Genomic DNA, 16,676 nt, shown 5'->3' on the forward strand with positions numbered 1-16,676 from the left:
GGGTTTTTCTTATCTTCGAAAACCACTTGGCCTTTCTTCACTACATCACCCACTCGCGCATGCATAGTGGGGCGCATTCCAACGTACTCTTCGCCAAGCAAGGCGACTTTCTTGATGGCTGGGCCATCACTTATCACCTGAGTAGGGGTCCCTGCAATGGGGATATCCAAACCCTTTTTTATTGTAATCATACGCACTTGCACTACATTAACGGGAAAAAGAATTCTGTTATTGCGCAGTAAAAGACACGACTTTCGACTGAATAGCGGCCTAAGGCACACCGTCGCAACATCCTGCTAACCATATCATCACACAAAGGTAACCTAGGTTAGTCTTTAAGCACGAGATTCTATCATTAACCCCAGCACGGATTCTATGGATATTGTCACTAGGGTGTGGCAATTATCCCTACCTGTACAAATAATGCGCGTTGTAACTTCACAGTTTTGCTGCCGTTTTTTGCACGTTACAGGCAGCCACCAGCTGGCTCAGGCACGGATTAACACCTATCAGGCCATAGGCGACACGGAGCGAAGCTTCAGCCCTTTATGTAAGAAATTGTTGCCATAAAGTGAAAGATAAAATCATATTCACCTTGACCAACCCATGACTAGTTTCTACTACCACCTCGGCATGCTGGTGAGTCGGGCGCTTGGATCTGTTCTTGCCATTCTGCGGGTGAATAGGTGTGAATAGCGAGCGCATGAACCTCCCCTGCTAATTCATCCGCCAGAGTAGTATTCACCGCTCGATGACGTTGTATGAGCCGCTGTCCACTAAATTGCTCAGAGACCACGACCACTTTAAAGTGGCTTTCTGCCCCTTCTGGTACATTATGCATAAAGCTTTCATTACACACATCAAGATAGTCCGGTGTAAACGCCTGCTTCAGCTTTTCTATTATGTCTGTTTCAATTTTCATGTTGTCCCCAAGGTTTTAGGGCAACCTGCCCAAATCTTAGTCGCTATCGATAAAATTGCGAGCCCAGTGTTTAATTTGGCAAAGACGGACAGTTTGTCCTGGGTTTAAATTGCAGTTGTTGCTTGAGTGCGACAATATACGCAGTCTGTGACTTCCGACGCAAACACTCCCATGAAAACAGAGCTTCCAATTCCAAGCAGCGAATCCGCCCTAACATTGCATCGTTACCCGCGCCGACACAATGAGACCTTACAAGCCTTTGATGCAGCCGATGAGTATTTGATTGAGCACGCCAGTACGTGGGCATTACGTGCTCATGCACGCATTTTGATCATTAACGATCAATTTGGTGCCCTCAGTTGCTGGGCTAGCCTGCAGGGGTTTGATGTTATTCAAGTTAGCGATTCGGTTATTTCGCAGCAGGCCACGATTGAGAATTTGGCACAAAATGATCTCGTGGGTATCACGCAACTTACCAGCGTAGATGCCTTACCAACGGATATCGATGCGGTCATACTGCGCGTGCCGAAAAGTAGTAAGATGCTCACTTGGCAACTTCAGCAACTGGCCGGTATCACTGACGAGCACACGCGCGTGTTAGCCGGTGCCAAAGCGAAAGAGATTCATACCTCGACCCTCAATCAGTTCGAGCACTGGCTTGGTACAACGACAACCTCGTTGGCGAAGAAAAAAGCACGCTTAATTTTTACCACGCCAACCAAGCAACCAGCGCCACCGTTCGATCCGGTAAGCGATATTGATGTGCCAGAATTCTCAATGCGACTGGCTAACTGGCCCAATGTTTTCTCCGCCAAGAAACTCGACATTGCGGCGTATTTAATGCTGCAGCATATTCCCAGTCAGACGCGTTTTAAACGAATTGTCGATTTGGGCTGTGGTAACGGTGTGTTGGCGCTACAAGCGGCGCGAAATAATCCAGCGGCATTTATTCATGCGGTTGATGAAAGCCATATGGCCGTGGCCAGTGCAACACATAACCTACATCGCCATGGTATTAACACCAACCGCTTCCAGTGTGAGCCGAGAGATTGCCTGACGGGTTTTGAACACACAGATATCGACCTTGTCCTCTGTAATCCGCCATTTCATCAGCAGCAAACCATTACCGATCATATTGCTTGGCAAATGTTTTGTGACGCAAAACGTGTTCTGACCACGAATGGCGAGCTTTTAGTCATCGGTAACCGCCATCTCGGCTATCATACTAAGCTAAAACGTCTTTTTGGTAATGTCACTGTCGTTGCGTCGAATAAAAAATTCGTTATTCTCAAGGCAGTCAATGCCTAATGTTAAGAAAAGGAAACCGACTCCAATGAAAAAACTGATTATTGCTGCCGTTGTATTGGTCCTTGCGGGCTGTTCGACCCCCCGAGAACCACAGCTGACTATCGCGCCGTCTCCAGCGTCATCCAATCAACAACAGGTCAACAACCTTCCTGTTGTGGTGAAGAGTAAAGATTTACGTACCGCACAGTTCGTTGCGGTGATAGACAGTGGGCGTTCTAACGTCAAGCCACTGCATGCTAGCCAAAATCTACGCGTCGTATTGGAAGATACGCTATCTCGTCAACTTTCGTCACAAGGGTTCCGTGTGGTTGCCAATGGCCCCGGATGTTACGCCTCGACATTCTTGATGCTTTAGTCCGTGTCAAACACACCGTGTTTAAACATGATATGGAAGCGTCAGTACAATTACAGCTGGTTGCTGAATCCCCTGATGGTCGCTTTGTGAAGCGTTACACCGGCAAGTCAACCCAAAGTGGTGTCAGCAGCGCATCGCCTGATGATATCGAACTGGCGCTAAACAATTTGCTCGAGGCGGTGTTACAAGATATCGCTAACGACGAGCAACTCCTTGATCATATGAAAGCACACTTTTAAGCATGATGTATCGTTCGCTTCTCTGGATGCTTGTGCTGGTTATCACACCAGTACAAGCCAGTGTCATGGTTAAGGTCGAGACCACTATGGGTGATTTTGCGGTGAAACTTAACTCGCAAAAGGCACCAAAAACGGTGACTAACTTCTTGCGCTATGTTGACGATGGCAGTTATGTTGGTACTCAGTTTCATCGGGTGATCCCACGATTTGTGGTGCAAGGCGGCGGGTTTGATAAAGCCTTAATCGCCGGCCGAGTTACGCACCGGTAGCCAATGAGTCGACGAACGGTTTAAAAAATCGGCGCGCGACGATCGCCATGGCACGCACGCAAGATCCCGACTCCGCCACGCGGCAATTTTATATTAACATCCGTGATAATGGCTTTTTAGACGCCACGCCAGATAAAGTGGGATACACGGTTTTTGGCCGAGTGGTGGAAGGTTTTAATACCCTACAAGTGATAACCGAGCAGCCAACCGTGACCATTCCAAGCAAGCGCATGCAAGATGTACCGCAACAGCCGATTGTTATCACCAATATCTACCGGATGTCCTCTCAATAGCGACAAGTAGGCTAACCACTATGCTGTCATCCAAGTTCAAGGCAACGTTGGCGCCCTACGCCGATCGCCGCTTACTCTTTGTTTTCTTAATGGGTTGCTGTAGTGGCTTTCCCTGGGTGTTGATTGGCTCCAACTTAAATGGTTGGCTGGCCGATGAGGGCTATCACGCACCGCCATTGGTTTGTTTGGTTCGGTTTTCGTCCTCTACGCGGTAAACTTTTTATGGGCGCCGCTACTCGACCGCATCAAGGTTCCGTTTCTCTCTCAGCGACTGGGGCAGCGCCGTAGTTGGATTTTTTCGACGCAGGCGGTTATGTTGATTGCCACATTGGCACTATCACAGCTTGACTTACAAGGACTAAAAGCCGTCGATCCTTGGCTCACCACTGTCGTACTATCCTCACTCATTTTTGCGATTGCATTGGCATCTTCCACCCAGGATATTGCCATTGACGCTTTTCGGATTGATAACTTTGCTGAACACGAAACCGACAAATTTCCGCTCGCGTCGCGATGTCGGTGATTGGTTGGTGGACCGGCTATTCAGTCCCAGGCTATATCGGCTTTATTAATGCCGATGCCATCGGATGGAATCATGTTTATGTGATCATGGCCGGCTTTATCGGCTTAATGGCATTGGCGACGCTGTATGTAAAAGAACCAGACAGTGACCGTGAACAGCGCCAAGATGCTGCCACTCGCCACTATTTGGCGCAAGGGTACAGTGGCTTACGTGCGTGGCTAGCGGTCACCGTGGTAGAGCCATTTGCTGAGTTTTTCCGCCGCAATGGGGTGAAAGTGGCATTAACGCTGCTGCTTTTCGTCTTTTTATTCAAACTCGGTGAAGCCTTCCTCGGGCGGATGTCGATCGTGTTTTATAAAGATGTCGGCTTTACCAATGAACAAATTGGTTACTACTCCAAGCTGATGGGTTGGGGATTGACGGTGATCTATACCCTGATTGGTAGCTACATCAACCTACGTTTTGGTGTGATCAAGGGTCTATTTATCGGTGGTGTAGCAATGGCATCCAGTAACCTAATGTTTGCTTGGCTTGCCATCGTTGGGCCTGACGAGCATTTACTCGTTGGCGCGATCCTGGTCGATAACTTTACCTCCGCGTTTGCCACCATTGCCTTTGTGTCTTTCTTAACCTTCCTGACAGGCCGTGCGTTCTCCGCCACCCAATACGCCCTTTTGGCGTCGCTGGGCAATCTCGGCCGCACCACCGTTGCCTCCTTTAGTGGCATGATGGTCGACTGGCTCGATAGCTGGTCAACATTTTTCGTAATAACCGCGCTGATGGTGATTCCTGGACTGGTCATGCTGATCTACATCGGCAGGCAATTCCGCCGATCCCCGTCACAAAACGCTCAAGAGGCGAAACACTGCCTAGATTCACGTCGCGACTAACCTCACTACATCACAGCGGAGTGCAAAATTTCGCTCCACTGCCGTCTAATTATTAATAAAGATCACATAAAACTGTCATGTAAACCGTTACAAACCGCCATTGATCACAGCCTGATTGTGTGTCTATGTTTATTGCATTCTTTATAGTGAACTTAATCCATATACTGCCCTTAACAAATGCGCACCGCGCAACTCACATCCAGAAGAGGCAGTCACCATGAAAAATCCCTACTCGCACTCGCCGTCATGGCAGCCGGCGCAGCACCACTGGCTAACGCCGCCGATTACTCCGATGACATTTACAAAAATGATCACAAATGGCTTCAGTTTAATGCTATGTATGCCATTAATGAAAAACCACAGTTTGGTACCGATACTGACAAAGACCATAACTACCTAGAGATGGAGTTTGGCGGCCGTAAAGGCGTGGTCGATCTTTATGGCTACGTCGACATTTTTGACTTGGCAGAAAGCGACAGCGACAACAACAATAAGAAAGACGCCGCTAAGTCCTTTATGAAGTTAGCACCCCGCTTCTCGATTGACGGCATCACGGGTCAAGACTTGTCGTTTGGTCCCGTGCAAGAAGTCTACTTCTCGACCTTGTTTAACTGGGGTGGTGGCAAACAAGACACTAACAATTCATTCTGGGGTATCGGTGCTGATGTCGAACTGCCTTGGTTTGGCAAAGTGGGCATGAACCTCTACGGTTTGTATGACATCAACAACAAAGATTGGAATGGCTATCAATTCTCCACCAACTGGTTTAAACCGTTCCACTTTTTCGACAATGGCAGCTTCCTGTCTTACCAAGGTTATATCGACTACCAATTTGGTGCCGACGATACCTTTAAAGGCAACAACCAAACGACCCATGGCGGTGCGATGTTTAATGGCCTGTACTGGCATTCAGACAACTACGCCCTCGGGTATGGTCTAAAAGCCTATAATGATGTCTATTTGATTGAAGATAGCGATAGCGCTGACAGTTCAGGTATTTCTCACTACCTAAACGCCACCTACAAATTCTGATCTCACACAGCGCCGGTCTTAAAGCCTTGGCTGGCGCTGCTCTCACCGCTCCCCTACTCTCCCTCTACGCTGTCTGTGATACACTGGCCTTTTAATCTGTAGGCAAGTGTCATGAGGATCACCCTGATAGGCGCCGGTGCTATCGGCACATTGTGGGCGGTGAAACTGACCCAAGCGGGGCACAGCGTTAATCTGGTCACGCGAGGCAACGCAAGTGAACGCACCCTTTCTTTAGATGGTACATCGTGCACCTTGCCGGCCAACCAAACCGCTTTGATGCAACAAAGCGATCTTTGGCTTATCTGCACCAAAGCCTATGATATCCAAACCGCATTGCTCCCCTATCTACCCTATTTGCACCGAGATACCCTAGTTGTACTGATGCATAACGGGATGGGACCACATCAATGGCTCGCCGCACAGCTATCCGAACGTCAACCCTTACTGCTTGCGACTACCTCCCATGGCGTCTGTCGCCACCGTACCGGTGACTACCAGCATACAGGCTGTGGGCCAACAACCATCGGCCCTGGCAACCAAGCCGGTCATGCCTGCACTTTTGTTGCCGAGGTGTTTGATCATGCCCTCCCCACCGTGACGTGGAAGGGGAACATTGTTCAATCACTTTGGTTTAAGCTGGCCATCAATAGCGTAATTAATCCACTCACTGCGATTCATGGCATCCCAAATGGTGAGTTACTCAAACTCGACTATGATCCTATTATTCGCGAACTCTGCCAAGAATTAGCCAATGTAATGCGTGCCGAAGGGATCCCCACCACGGTGACGGAAATCCGCCAACAGATTGATACCGTGGCAAAAGCAACGGCAAACAACTATTCATCCATGAATCGTGATGTCTTTTATCAACGCCCGACAGAGCTCGAATACATTACCGGCTATGTGCTTCAGCGTGCCGCTGCACACCACATATCGGCCCCACATCATCAGCAGCTCTATCAGGCGGTAAAACAAGGTCAACGGAATAAGGAATCCTCATGAGTCAACAACGTATCCTCATTTGCATGGCCCCCGGTAGCGAAGAAATAGAATCAGTGACGGCGATTGACGTTATGCGGCGGGCAGAGTTTGACGTGACCGTCGCCAGTGCAGCGCCTGATGGGGCGCTCACTCTCACCGGATCACGTGGGGTGGTGATCGTCTGTGACACCACACTCGCCGCCGTGGCCGATCAACCATTTGACTGCGTGGTTTTACCGGGAGGCATTGACGGGGCACGGTGTTTAGGTAATAGCACCCTGGTAACAGAAATCATTAAACAGCATCAAAGCGATCAAGTCTGGGTAGCCGCAATTTGTGCGGCGCCGGCCTTAGTGCTTCAACGCCACCAGCTTTTTCCCCGCTCTCATATGAGCTGCCACCCGAGTGTCAGCGATCAGATCCCCGAACAATGGCTAAGCCGGCGCCGGGTGATGACCGATTATGATCATCGTTTAATCACCAGTCAGGGGCCAGGCTCAGCGATGGAATTCGCGATTGAAATCGTCCATGTTCTCGGCGGCAAAAAACTGGCTTGGCAGATCGCTGAGCCGATGATGCCTTTGCCTCAACTGCATTATGAGAAAAAGTTCACCGAAAGCTAAGCTCCTTGGGGCTAAATAGAAAACAGGCAGCCTGATTGGCTGCCTGTTTTTTATTTAGCGTTTCATCAGATTACACTCGATAAACTTTGACATTCTCAAAGCCCATGTCTTTGAGGTAAAGCGCCTGCAGACGGCTCATCACCCCGCGCTCGCAATAGAGCAAATAGGTTTTACTTTGGTCTAGATCACCGAATTTCGTCGCCAACTTAAAGAAGGGAATATGCGTGACCTCTGCACCATCAACCACCAGCGGTTTGTCTTCTTGCTCTTCGTTACTACGAATATCAAGCACCACGGAGCCTTTCGCAACCTCGTTGACTAACTCTGCATCTGGAGCCTTCTCCTGGCTCAGCGCTTCAATCGCACGAATATCCATAACGGTTGCATCATTAACAACCTGCTCCAGCAGCGTAAAGTCAAATTTCTCTTCTTCGTGCTCCAGCTTGGCTTGTTCCGCTTTCACCGTTGGATTTTTCGATATCACGCCGCAATATTCCGGCATGGTTTTGGCAAACTCTTCGGTGCCAATTTTACGCGCGGTATCAATAATATCTTCTTTGTCCCAATTGATCAGCGGGCGCAAAATCAGGCTATCGGTCACATTATCGATCATGCGCAAATTGGTCAGCGTCTGACTCGATACTTGCCCCAGTGCCTCGCCAGTCACCAAGGCTTGAATGCCAAAGCGTTTTGCGACCATGGCAGCGGCACGCATGAACATACGTTTAAGTACGACACCCATCTGACCACTATCGATATTTTCAAGAATGTTGGCCACCACCGGTTCAAAATCTATTGAAATAAACTTCACTTTGGCCGATGAGCCAAATTTGTTCCATAAAAAGTGCGAGACTTGCTGGACCCCAGTTTCATGGGACTTGCCGCCAAGATTAAAAAAGCAATAGTGGACTTTGCTACCACGTTTGATGTGCAGGTAACTCGACACGACAGAGTCGAAGCCTCCGGAAATCAAGCTCAGTACGTCTTCTTGCGTGCCCAGCGGGAAACCGCCTAAGCCGGTATGACGATGCTTCACCAAGTTCAACTTATCGTGGTCAACTTCCATCATCACGGTCACGTCAGGCTTTTTCAGCTGTACGCTTGCCGACGGAACGGCTTGGTTTAACCCACCGCCCACATAGCGTTCAAGCTCAATAGAACTAAAGTCATGCTTGCCGCGGCGTTTGGCTCGGACACAAAACGTTTTGCCTTCAATTTGCTCACGTACACCCGCTAGGGTGAGCGCATAAATATGATGCAAATCGTCAAACAGTGTCTGCTCAACCTCAAGCACGGTTTGCACGCCGGGTGTGTTGGTTAATACATCCAGCACCAGCTGACGCTCATTCGGTTGTTTTAATGTCACTTCAATGTGATCCCGACGGTTATAGACCGCCGTATTATCAGTTTGACGCTTCAGAATATTACGAATATTGCATTCGAGAATTTTAGTAAAACGCTTTCTGACTGACTCACTTTTGACGATCACTTCAGGGTGAATTTTAACAATAAACTTCATAACCGGTTCGATACAGCTGAAACAAAGCCGCGGATTATACAGTAACCAAAGCCTCGCTGAAACCGGTCATTTTTGCGTCTATCAAATAACAGAAAGACGGCGTTCACTCTCCTAAACTGATAAGTCGTGATCGCCGCTGAGGATTTAAGGAATGGGGTCAGCCACATTATCGGCTGAAATTTCGTCTGAAAAGCTCGGTTTCCCTTGCATCACAGCAATTTCTACACGCCGATTGGCGGCGCGATTATCAGGGGAACTGTTCGGTGCGCGCGGCTGGGTGTCGGCCAAGCCTTCTACCTTCATCCGTAAATGGTTAAAGCCGGGGACTTTTTCCATTTCCTGTGCTACGGAGACCGCACGCTGAGCGGAGAGATCCCAATTAGACCGATACAATTCAGACTCTAGCGGCGTACTATCCGTATGGCCTGACACCTTGATTTCACCGGGAACATCTTTTACCAACTGCGCAATTTGTCGCACCATCGGACGAAACTTGGGCTGTAAAAAGGCAGAATTTTGTGGGAAAGCCCCTTTTTCCTGAACGCGAATGACTAACTGTTGGCCGAGGTTTTCAACCTCAATCGCGCCTTCTTCTATCTCGCGCTGCAAAGCCTGCATCAAAGCTTTTTGTAATTGTTCGAGTTGCTCTTGCATCCTTTGTTGTTCAAGCTGTGAAGCAACCTGAGCGCTCGACCCCCCCTCTTTGTCGGAGGTCGTGCGCTGAGATCCTCCAGAGCGGTCATCTTGTCCCTCTTGAAAGTCGAGAGTGCGCTGCGTCATATCAATCGTCTGCTGCATGATCACATCAATCGGCGTCGGCTCGGGTCGCCCTGGACGGAACTCTTGTGCAATCACACTGGTCCCTTTGGGGATATCTTTCACCTCAAGAACATTTTGCACCCCAAACGCAAACTTCATTGAGCCTGCGATTTGCTTAAACTTGAGCACGTCCATCTCAGAAAATGACAACAAAAGGACGAAAAAGCACATAAGCAGTGACATCAAGTCTGCAAACGTTCCCATCCACGGCGGCAAGCCGGGGGGCGGACATTTACATTCCTCTTCTTCTTGCTCTTGTGCCATGAGGACTCCTTAAATCTCGCTATCTATGCTGATCACCGCGAACGCATTAATTATCGACATCCACTACTCGTTTACCTTCATTGAGGTAGTTTTTCAAAAAGCCATCGATCACACGCGGGTTTTGTCCATCTTGAATCGCGAGTAAGCCGTCCATAATCAGACGACGATTTAACTTCTCTTGTTCTTTGCGTAATGCCAGTTTATTGGCAATCGGCGTTGCCACCATGTTTGCGAGCATCGCGCCATACATGGTTGTCAGCAAGGCGACTGCCATCGCGGGGCCGATCGCCTTTGGATCATCCATATTGGAAAGCATTGCCACCAAGCCAATCAAAGTCCCGATCATTCCCATAGCTGGCGCAACATCCGCTAACGCGTTGTAAAAACCAATGCCATGATCGTGACGTTCTTCCGTCAAGCTGATGTCCTTTTTTAAAGTAGCACGGACCACATCCGCATCATGACCATCAACCAACAAATCTACGCCTTTTTGCATAAACGAGTTGTTTACTTCCATTTCTTCTAGGGCTAAAAACCCCCCTTTACGGGCAGCGTCTGCCATTTCGATAATCTTGGCAATCAAATCCTCAGGGTCGTCAGACTTAAACATAAAAGCCTTGCCCGCGATTTTAAAACTACCAAAAAATTGCCCCATGGTGTATTTGGTTAAGACCACAAATAGGCTGCCCCCGATGACGATCAATACCGATGGAACATCAAAATACATGTTCATGGTACCGCCCAGCAGCATCGCCATTACGACAAAGGCGAACGAACCGAGAATGCCGATGAGCGTCGCTATATCCACGTCAGTCTCCCTTAACTACCATCAAATCATTGTTGTTCATTTTCAGGGTATTGGTTATATCGGCAACCACCCCTTTAGGTTTAGCGTAAATCGGTAAGTACCAGCAAGGATAACATGCCATTTATCGCTTGAGGGGGGGAATAACACAAAATCGTCCTCTGCGGTTTGACCACTTTTCACCGCTGAGTTACCGTCTAGCCTCTCTTTTCTCATTTTATGGCATCATGGCTGTGAAGAAACCAGAAAATATGACCTTTGAGGACACGCTCAAAGAGTTAGATAGTATCGTTGGCGCGTTAGAATCCGGCGAACTGCCACTAGATACTGCAATGAAGCGCTTCGAGCGAGGTATCACATTAACTCGCCAAGGACAAAAAACCCTTGCGGATGCCGAGCAACGGGTCGAGGTCTTGCTATCGCAAGAAGACGATGGGCCACTGACTGAGTTTTCTCCCCAAAACAATGATTAACACGGTTGTAAAAGATGCCCTGCGCGAGACGCAAACGAGAAATAATCAACAACTTGAGTCCTGGTTTGATACCCTAGCTCACCAGGAACAACCTCTGATTCAAGCGATGCGTCATGGTTTGTTACTAGGCGGAAAGCGGATTCGGCCTTTTTTGACCTATGCGACGGGACAACTTTTCGGGGTACCGTTAGCGCAGCTCGACACGCCCGCGGTGGCGGTAGAGTGTATTCACGCCTATTCGTTAATCCATGACGATTTWCCGGCGATGGATAACGACAGTTTGCGCCGTGGTCAGCCGACTTGTCATATTGCGTTCGATGAGGCAACGGCCATTCTCGCCGGTGATGCACTACAAACACTGGCTTTTACAGTGCTTGCTGAAGGGGAACTCAATCCAAACGCCCTTCCCTATCGTATTCACATGGTGAAAGCGTTAGCCCATGCAAGCGGAGCGTCAGGGATGTGTCTAGGTCAATCGCTTGATTTAGCCGCCGAAGGGCAGGTTGTTGATTTGAATGCTTTAAAACGTATTCATCGCAATAAGACCGGAGCCCTGATCAAAGGGGCAGTCCGATTAGGTGCTTATGCGGCAGGGGATGCAGGGATTAAATACCTCAAAGAGTTAGACCGATTTGCTGAGGCCATTGGACTCGCATTCCAAGTTCAAGATGATATTTTGGATATCACCAGCGATACGCAAACGCTTGGAAAGCCGCAAGGTTCCGATGTGAGTGCGGAAAAGAGCACCTATCCGGCTTTACTTGGTCTCGCTGGCGCTCAAGAAAAAGCAGCGCAACTTTACCAAGAAGCACTACACGCCTTGGAGGCGATCCCCTACAATACCGAGCAACTGGAAGTTTTTGCCCGATATATCATCGAGCGCAACAACTAGCATGATTAATAAAAGCGCCGAACCATTATGACACTGGATATATCAAAATACCCAACACTCGCGCTCGCTGATACGCCTGAAGAGTTGCGCACTATACCGCGTGACCACCTACCTCAGCTATGCGAAGAGTTACGTACCTATTTGCTCAACACAGTGAGTCATTCAAGCGGCCATTTTGCTTCAGGGCTGGGCACGGTGGAACTCACTGTGGCGCTGCATTATGTCTATAACACGCCGTTTGATCACCTCGTCTGGGATGTAGGGCATCAAGCTTATCCTCACAAAATCCTAACCGGACGGCGAGAGCAGATGCCCACTATCCGGAAAAAAGGCGGTCTTCACCCCTTCCCTTGGCGAAAAGAAAGCCGTATGACGTATTATCGGTCGGGCACTCTTCGACCTCAATCAGCGCGGCACTAGGGATGGCTATCTGCGCGGAAAAAGAAGGACAGAACCGACGTGTGGTCAGTGTGATTGGCGATGGTGCCATTACCGCGGGGATGGCGTTTGAAGCCATGAATCACGCCGGGGATGTGAAGCCCGATATGTTAGTCGTACTCAATGACAATGAGATGTCTATCTCCGAAAACGTCGGTGCCTTGAATAATCATTTTGCGCAATTGCTTTCTGGCAATGTCTATACCAGCATTCGCGAAGGCGGCAAAAAGGTGCTTTCAGGCGCACCGCCGATTAAAGAATTAGTACGCCGTGCAGAGGAACACCTCAAAGGCATGGTCGTGCCTGGCACCATGTTTGAAGAGTTAGGTTTTAATTACATTGGCCCCATTGATGGGCACGATGTCGAAGAGCTGGTCAAAACGCTTAAAAACATGCGTCATCTAAAAGGACCGCAGTTTTTACATGTGATGACCAAAAAAGGCAAAGGCTACGAGCCCGCAGAAAACGATCCGATTGGCTATCATGCGGTACCTAAATTTGATCCTAGCGTGCATACTTTACCTAAATCTACGCCCTCTAGCCCGACCTTCTCGAATGTATTCGGGGATTGGCTGTGTGATATGGCCGAGCAAGATGACAAATTGTTGGCCATTACACCAGCCATGCGAGAAGGATCGGGCATGGTGCGCTTTTCTAAGGCGCATCCGGATAAGTACTTTGATGTTGCTATCGCAGAGCAACACTCGGTGACACTTGCCGCGGGGATGGCGATTGGTACCTATCATCCGGTTGTGGCGATTTATTCCACCTTTCTTCAACGCGCGTATGATCAGCTTATTCATGATGTCGCGATCATGGATCTGCCTGTGCTGTTTGCCATTGATCGCGGTGGGATTGTGGGCGCCGATGGTCAAACCCACCAAGGCGCGTTTGATTTAAGTTACCTGCGTTGCATCCCCCACTTGGTTGTCATGACACCCAGCGATGAAAACGAATGCCGCCAAATGCTGTATACCGGTCATATTCACGATGGCCCAGCCGCGGTTCGTTACCCACGGGGCAGCGGTATTGGCGCCGTCATCGAAGGCAAAATGCAAGCTATCCCCATGGGTAAAGGCGTGGTCAAACGTCAAGGTGAGCGCATTGCAATCCTTAACTTTGGCACTTTGTTGCCCAATGCAATGGAAGCGGCAGAGGCGTTCAACGCGACGGTTGTTGATATGCGCTTTGCGAAACCGCTTGATCACACCCTGATCGAGGAAATGGCACAAACCCATGATTGTTTGGTCACCGTGGAAGAGAACGCAGTAGCCGGCGGTGCAGGTTCTGGGGTGATTGAGACGCTGATGGCACAGGGAACGGTCAAACCCGTTCTGCAAATAGGCTTACCCGATCGCTTTATTTCACAAGGCACACAACACGAAATTCATGCCGATATTGAATTAGATAGCACCGGTATTGAAGCACAAATCCGGCGCTACCTTGCGAAGCTACGCTAAGTTTTAACCCCATTAAACAAAAAAACCGCTAATCCATAGCGGTTTTTTTGTCTTATAACGCCGATTTACTTGGTACCAAAAATCTTATCGCCTGCATCGCCCAAACCAGGCACGATATAGCCTTTATCATCTAGCTTCTCATCAATGGCCGCCGTGTAAAGCTCCACATCTGGGTGTGTCTTTTTCAGTGCTTCGATCCCTTCGGGGGCAGAAACCAATACCAAGACTTTGATCTGCTGACAGCCTTGTTCTTTCAACAAATCGATAGTCGCAATCATCGAGCCACCGGTCGCCAACATCGGATCCACCACCAAGGCCATGCGCTCATCAATGTTGCTCGCCAGCTTATGAAAATACGGCACGGGCTCAAGGGTTTCTTCATCACGATAGACACCTACCACACTGATCCGCGCACCGGGAACATGCTCTAGCACCCCGTCCATCATGCCGAGTCCAGCACGCAAGATAGGTACGACTGTCACTTTTTTACCTTTGATTTGGTCGACATCAACCGGACCATCCCAGCCATCGATCGTCACTTTTTCTGTATCGAAGTCTGAGGTGGCTTCATAAGTCAGCAGGCTGCCTACTTCGGTGGCAAGCTCACGAAACCGCTTGGTGCTGATATCACGTTCGCGCATCAAGCCGATTTTATGTTTCACTAATGGGTGCCTTACTTCCACGACCTTCATCTTAGACTCCTTACAAAAAACAAATTCTCAGTAGTATACATGAAAGTATTTTGCTAGCGTAGACATAGCGCTTCATATATTGCCCATCATCTCTTAACGGCCTACGCAAACGTTTTCCTTTCGCTGAATCCACTGATAGAATAGCGCCGACTTTTGATTTCCAACTCCGGCGAGGAATTGCAGTGAGCGGTAAACAATCATCTCTTAGCTACAAAGATGCAGGTGTCGATATTGATGCAGGCAACGCACTGGTCGACCGTATTAAAGGCGTGGTGAAACAAACACACCGCCCTGAAGTAATGGGAGGGTTAGGCGGTTTTGGTGCACTTTGTTCATTACCGACCAAATACAAAGAGCCGGTGCTGGTGTCTGGTACCGATGGCGTCGGCACCAAGCTGCGCCTCGCATTAGATGCGAACAAACACGATACCATCGGCATCGATCTAGTGGCTATGTGTGTCAACGATCTCATTGTGCAAGGCGCAGAGCCGTTATTTTTTCTCGATTACTATGCCACTGGAAAACTAGACGTCGACGTCGCCGCAAATGTGGTAACGGGGATCGCGCACGGTTGCCAACAAGCGGGTTGTGCTTTGATCGGTGGCGAAACCGCAGAAATGCCGGGAATGTATAATGGCGATGATTATGATGTGGCTGGCTTTTGTGTGGGCGTGGCGGAAAAATCTGCGCTTATCGATGGTCGCAAAGTCAGCGATGGCGATGCGCTGATAGGCTTAGCCTCCAGTGGGCCGCACTCAAACGGTTACTCTCTGATCCGTAAAATCCTCGACGTAAGCCAAGCCGATCTCGACGCGCCATTGGCCGGTCAACCCCTCATCGATCATTTGCTGGCACCGACCCGTATTTACGTCAAATCTGTCTTAGCGTTGCAGGAACACACCTCTATCCACGCGGTATCTCATATTACAGGTGGTGGTTTTTGGGAGAATATTCCTCGCGTGTTACCTGCTGGGACAAAAGCGGTGATCGACAGTGCCAGCTGGCAGTGGCCAGTCATCTTTAACTGGCTGCAGGAAAAAGGCAATGTCAGCGATTACGAAATGCTTCGTACGTTTAACTGTGGTGTCGGCTTGGTGATTGCATTGCCACAGGCTGAAGCAGACAACGCGATCGCCTTGCTCAATGAAGCAGGAGAAACCGCTTGGCAACTTGGTCATATTGCACACGCAAACGCCGATGAAGCGCAAGTGGAGCTAACAGAATGAAGCGCATTGTCGTGTTAATTTCTGGCAGTGGCTCAAACCTGCAAGCGCTCATTGATCAGTTTCATCAAGGCTATGAGGCACGTATCGTTGCCGTTATTGCCAATAAAGTTGACGCGTATGGCCTAACACGTGCCGAGCAGGCCGGTATTCCCGCTCAAGTCGTTGCCAATATAGCGTATGCCAGCCGCGAAGACTATGATACTGCTTTGGTTCAGGCTATCGATGTGTATCAACCTGATTTAGTGGTATTAGCTGGCTTTATGCGTATTTTAACCTCGGGCTTTGTCAACCACTACGCGGGGCGTATGCTGAATATCCACCCGTCACTGCTCCCGAAGTATATGGGACTACATACCCACCAGCGTGCCATTGATGCCGGCGACCAAGAGCATGGGACATCGGTGCATTTTGTCACGGAAGAACTCGATGGTGGACCCGTAATATTACAAGCTCGTGTCCCTATATTCGCAGAGGATGAGGTTGATTCCGTCGCCGCTCGAGTTCAACAACAAGAACACCGAATCTACCCCTTGGTGGTTAAATGGTTCATTGATGGACGGATAAAAATGGAAGATGGGCGTGCTTGGCTGGATGATCAGCCACTCGGCCCTGCAGGCCACGCGGCTGACGATTAAGCAGTGTTGATATTAACA

At 49.2% G+C, this 16,676-nt stretch carries 15 protein-coding genes and 4 pseudogenes; 13 read left to right on the forward strand and 6 right to left on the reverse strand.

Annotated elements, in window-relative coordinates; genetic code table 11:
* Together DZ54_RS20020 and DZ54_RS0107695 are read right to left on the reverse strand one after the other, a co-directional pair.
* Window positions 1-203 (reverse strand): annotated as a pseudogene (locus tag DZ54_RS20020) (Na(+)-translocating NADH-quinone reductase subunit A); the annotation flags it as partial.
* 407 nt (window positions 204-610) lie between these two features.
* Complete coding sequence (locus tag DZ54_RS0107695; RefSeq protein WP_025673653.1) at window positions 611-922, reverse strand: BolA/IbaG family iron-sulfur metabolism protein; 312 nt, start codon at window positions 920-922, stop codon at window positions 611-613.
* 171 nt (window positions 923-1,093) lie between these two features.
* Here DZ54_RS0107695 and DZ54_RS0107700 point away from each other — a divergent pair, with 171 nt between their 5' ends.
* The 8 genes and pseudogenes from DZ54_RS0107700 to DZ54_RS0107730 all read left to right on the forward strand — a co-directional run bounded on the left by DZ54_RS0107700 (window position 1,094) and on the right by DZ54_RS0107730 (window position 7,435).
* On the forward strand, window positions 1,094-2,230 hold the full coding sequence (locus DZ54_RS0107700; RefSeq protein WP_025673654.1) for a methyltransferase: 1,137 nt from the start codon (window positions 1,094-1,096) through the stop codon (window positions 2,228-2,230).
* A 25-nt stretch (window positions 2,231-2,255) separates the two neighbouring features.
* Complete coding sequence (locus tag DZ54_RS26725; RefSeq protein ID WP_276201997.1) at window positions 2,256-2,585, forward strand: YajG family lipoprotein; 330 nt, start codon at window positions 2,256-2,258, stop codon at window positions 2,583-2,585.
* A complete protein-coding gene (locus DZ54_RS26730) occupies window positions 2,555-2,824 on the forward strand; it encodes a YajG family lipoprotein (RefSeq protein WP_276201998.1) in 270 nt (89 codons plus the stop codon). Before DZ54_RS26725 ends, DZ54_RS26730 begins: the two co-directional genes overlap by 31 nt.
* A gap of 5 nt (window positions 2,825-2,829) precedes the next feature.
* Window positions 2,830-3,386 (forward strand): annotated as a pseudogene (locus DZ54_RS20030) (peptidylprolyl isomerase).
* Window positions 3,387-3,475: 89 nt separating this feature from the next.
* Window positions 3,476-4,799, forward strand: a pseudogene (locus DZ54_RS20035) (AmpG family muropeptide MFS transporter).
* Window positions 4,800-4,976: 177 nt separating this feature from the next.
* The gene (locus DZ54_RS0107720) at window positions 4,977-5,831 is read left to right on the forward strand and encodes a nucleoside-specific channel-forming Tsx family protein (protein WP_051415963.1); all 855 of its coding nucleotides are present in this window, start codon (window positions 4,977-4,979) and stop codon (window positions 5,829-5,831) included.
* Window positions 5,832-5,942: 111 nt separating this feature from the next.
* Complete coding sequence (locus tag DZ54_RS0107725) at window positions 5,943-6,833, forward strand: ketopantoate reductase family protein (RefSeq protein ID WP_025673656.1); 891 nt, start codon at window positions 5,943-5,945, stop codon at window positions 6,831-6,833.
* Window positions 6,830-7,435 carry a DJ-1 family glyoxalase III gene (locus tag DZ54_RS0107730; protein WP_025673657.1) on the forward strand — a complete coding sequence of 202 codons (606 nt, stop codon included), beginning with the start codon at window positions 6,830-6,832 and terminating at the stop codon, window positions 7,433-7,435. Before DZ54_RS0107725 ends, DZ54_RS0107730 begins: the two co-directional genes overlap by 4 nt.
* 70 nt (window positions 7,436-7,505) lie before the next feature.
* On the opposite strand, the gene thiI is transcribed toward DZ54_RS0107730, so the two are convergent.
* The 3 genes from thiI to pomA form a co-directional block, all read right to left on the reverse strand.
* A complete protein-coding gene (gene thiI, locus DZ54_RS0107735) occupies window positions 7,506-8,954 on the reverse strand; it encodes a tRNA uracil 4-sulfurtransferase ThiI (protein WP_025673658.1) in 1,449 nt (482 codons plus the stop codon).
* Between the two features lie 144 nt (window positions 8,955-9,098).
* Entirely contained in the window at window positions 9,099-10,037 is a 939-nt protein-coding gene (locus DZ54_RS0107740; RefSeq protein ID WP_025673659.1) for a flagellar motor protein MotB, read from the reverse strand.
* Window positions 10,038-10,083: 46 nt separating this feature from the next.
* On the reverse strand, window positions 10,084-10,845 hold the full coding sequence (pomA, locus tag DZ54_RS0107745; protein ID WP_025673660.1) for a flagellar motor protein PomA: 762 nt from the start codon (window positions 10,843-10,845) through the stop codon (window positions 10,084-10,086).
* A 224-nt stretch (window positions 10,846-11,069) separates the two neighbouring features.
* Here pomA and xseB point away from each other — a divergent pair, with 224 nt between their 5' ends.
* The 3 genes and pseudogenes from xseB (at window position 11,070) to dxs (ending at window position 14,105) form a co-directional block, all read left to right on the forward strand.
* Entirely contained in the window at window positions 11,070-11,315 is a 246-nt protein-coding gene (gene xseB, locus DZ54_RS0107750; RefSeq protein ID WP_025673661.1) for an exodeoxyribonuclease VII small subunit, read from the forward strand.
* Window positions 11,308-12,207 (forward strand): (2E,6E)-farnesyl diphosphate synthase, encoded by a 900-nt coding sequence (gene ispA, locus DZ54_RS0107755; RefSeq protein ID WP_025673662.1) that lies wholly within the window; start codon window positions 11,308-11,310, stop codon window positions 12,205-12,207. Before xseB ends, ispA begins: the two co-directional genes overlap by 8 nt.
* 27 nt (window positions 12,208-12,234) lie before the next feature.
* Window positions 12,235-14,105: pseudogene (gene dxs, locus DZ54_RS20040) on the forward strand (1-deoxy-D-xylulose-5-phosphate synthase).
* Window positions 14,106-14,170: 65 nt separating this feature from the next.
* Here dxs and upp read toward each other — a convergent pair.
* On the reverse strand, window positions 14,171-14,797 hold the full coding sequence (gene upp / locus DZ54_RS0107765) for a uracil phosphoribosyltransferase (RefSeq protein WP_025673663.1): 627 nt from the start codon (window positions 14,795-14,797) through the stop codon (window positions 14,171-14,173).
* 182 nt (window positions 14,798-14,979) lie between these two features.
* Between upp and purM the strand changes: the two genes are divergently transcribed.
* Window positions 14,980-16,023, forward strand: a complete 1,044-nt coding sequence (gene purM / locus DZ54_RS0107770; protein ID WP_025673664.1) for a phosphoribosylformylglycinamidine cyclo-ligase — start codon at window positions 14,980-14,982, stop codon at window positions 16,021-16,023.
* On the forward strand, window positions 16,020-16,658 hold the full coding sequence (gene purN / locus DZ54_RS0107775) for a phosphoribosylglycinamide formyltransferase (protein WP_025673665.1): 639 nt from the start codon (window positions 16,020-16,022) through the stop codon (window positions 16,656-16,658). Before purM ends, purN begins: the two co-directional genes overlap by 4 nt.
* The last annotated feature ends 18 nt before the right edge of the window (window positions 16,659-16,676 follow it).

Source organism: Salinivibrio socompensis S35 (assembly GCF_000513715.1).
Classification (GTDB): Bacteria; Pseudomonadota; Gammaproteobacteria; order Enterobacterales; family Vibrionaceae; genus Salinivibrio; species Salinivibrio socompensis.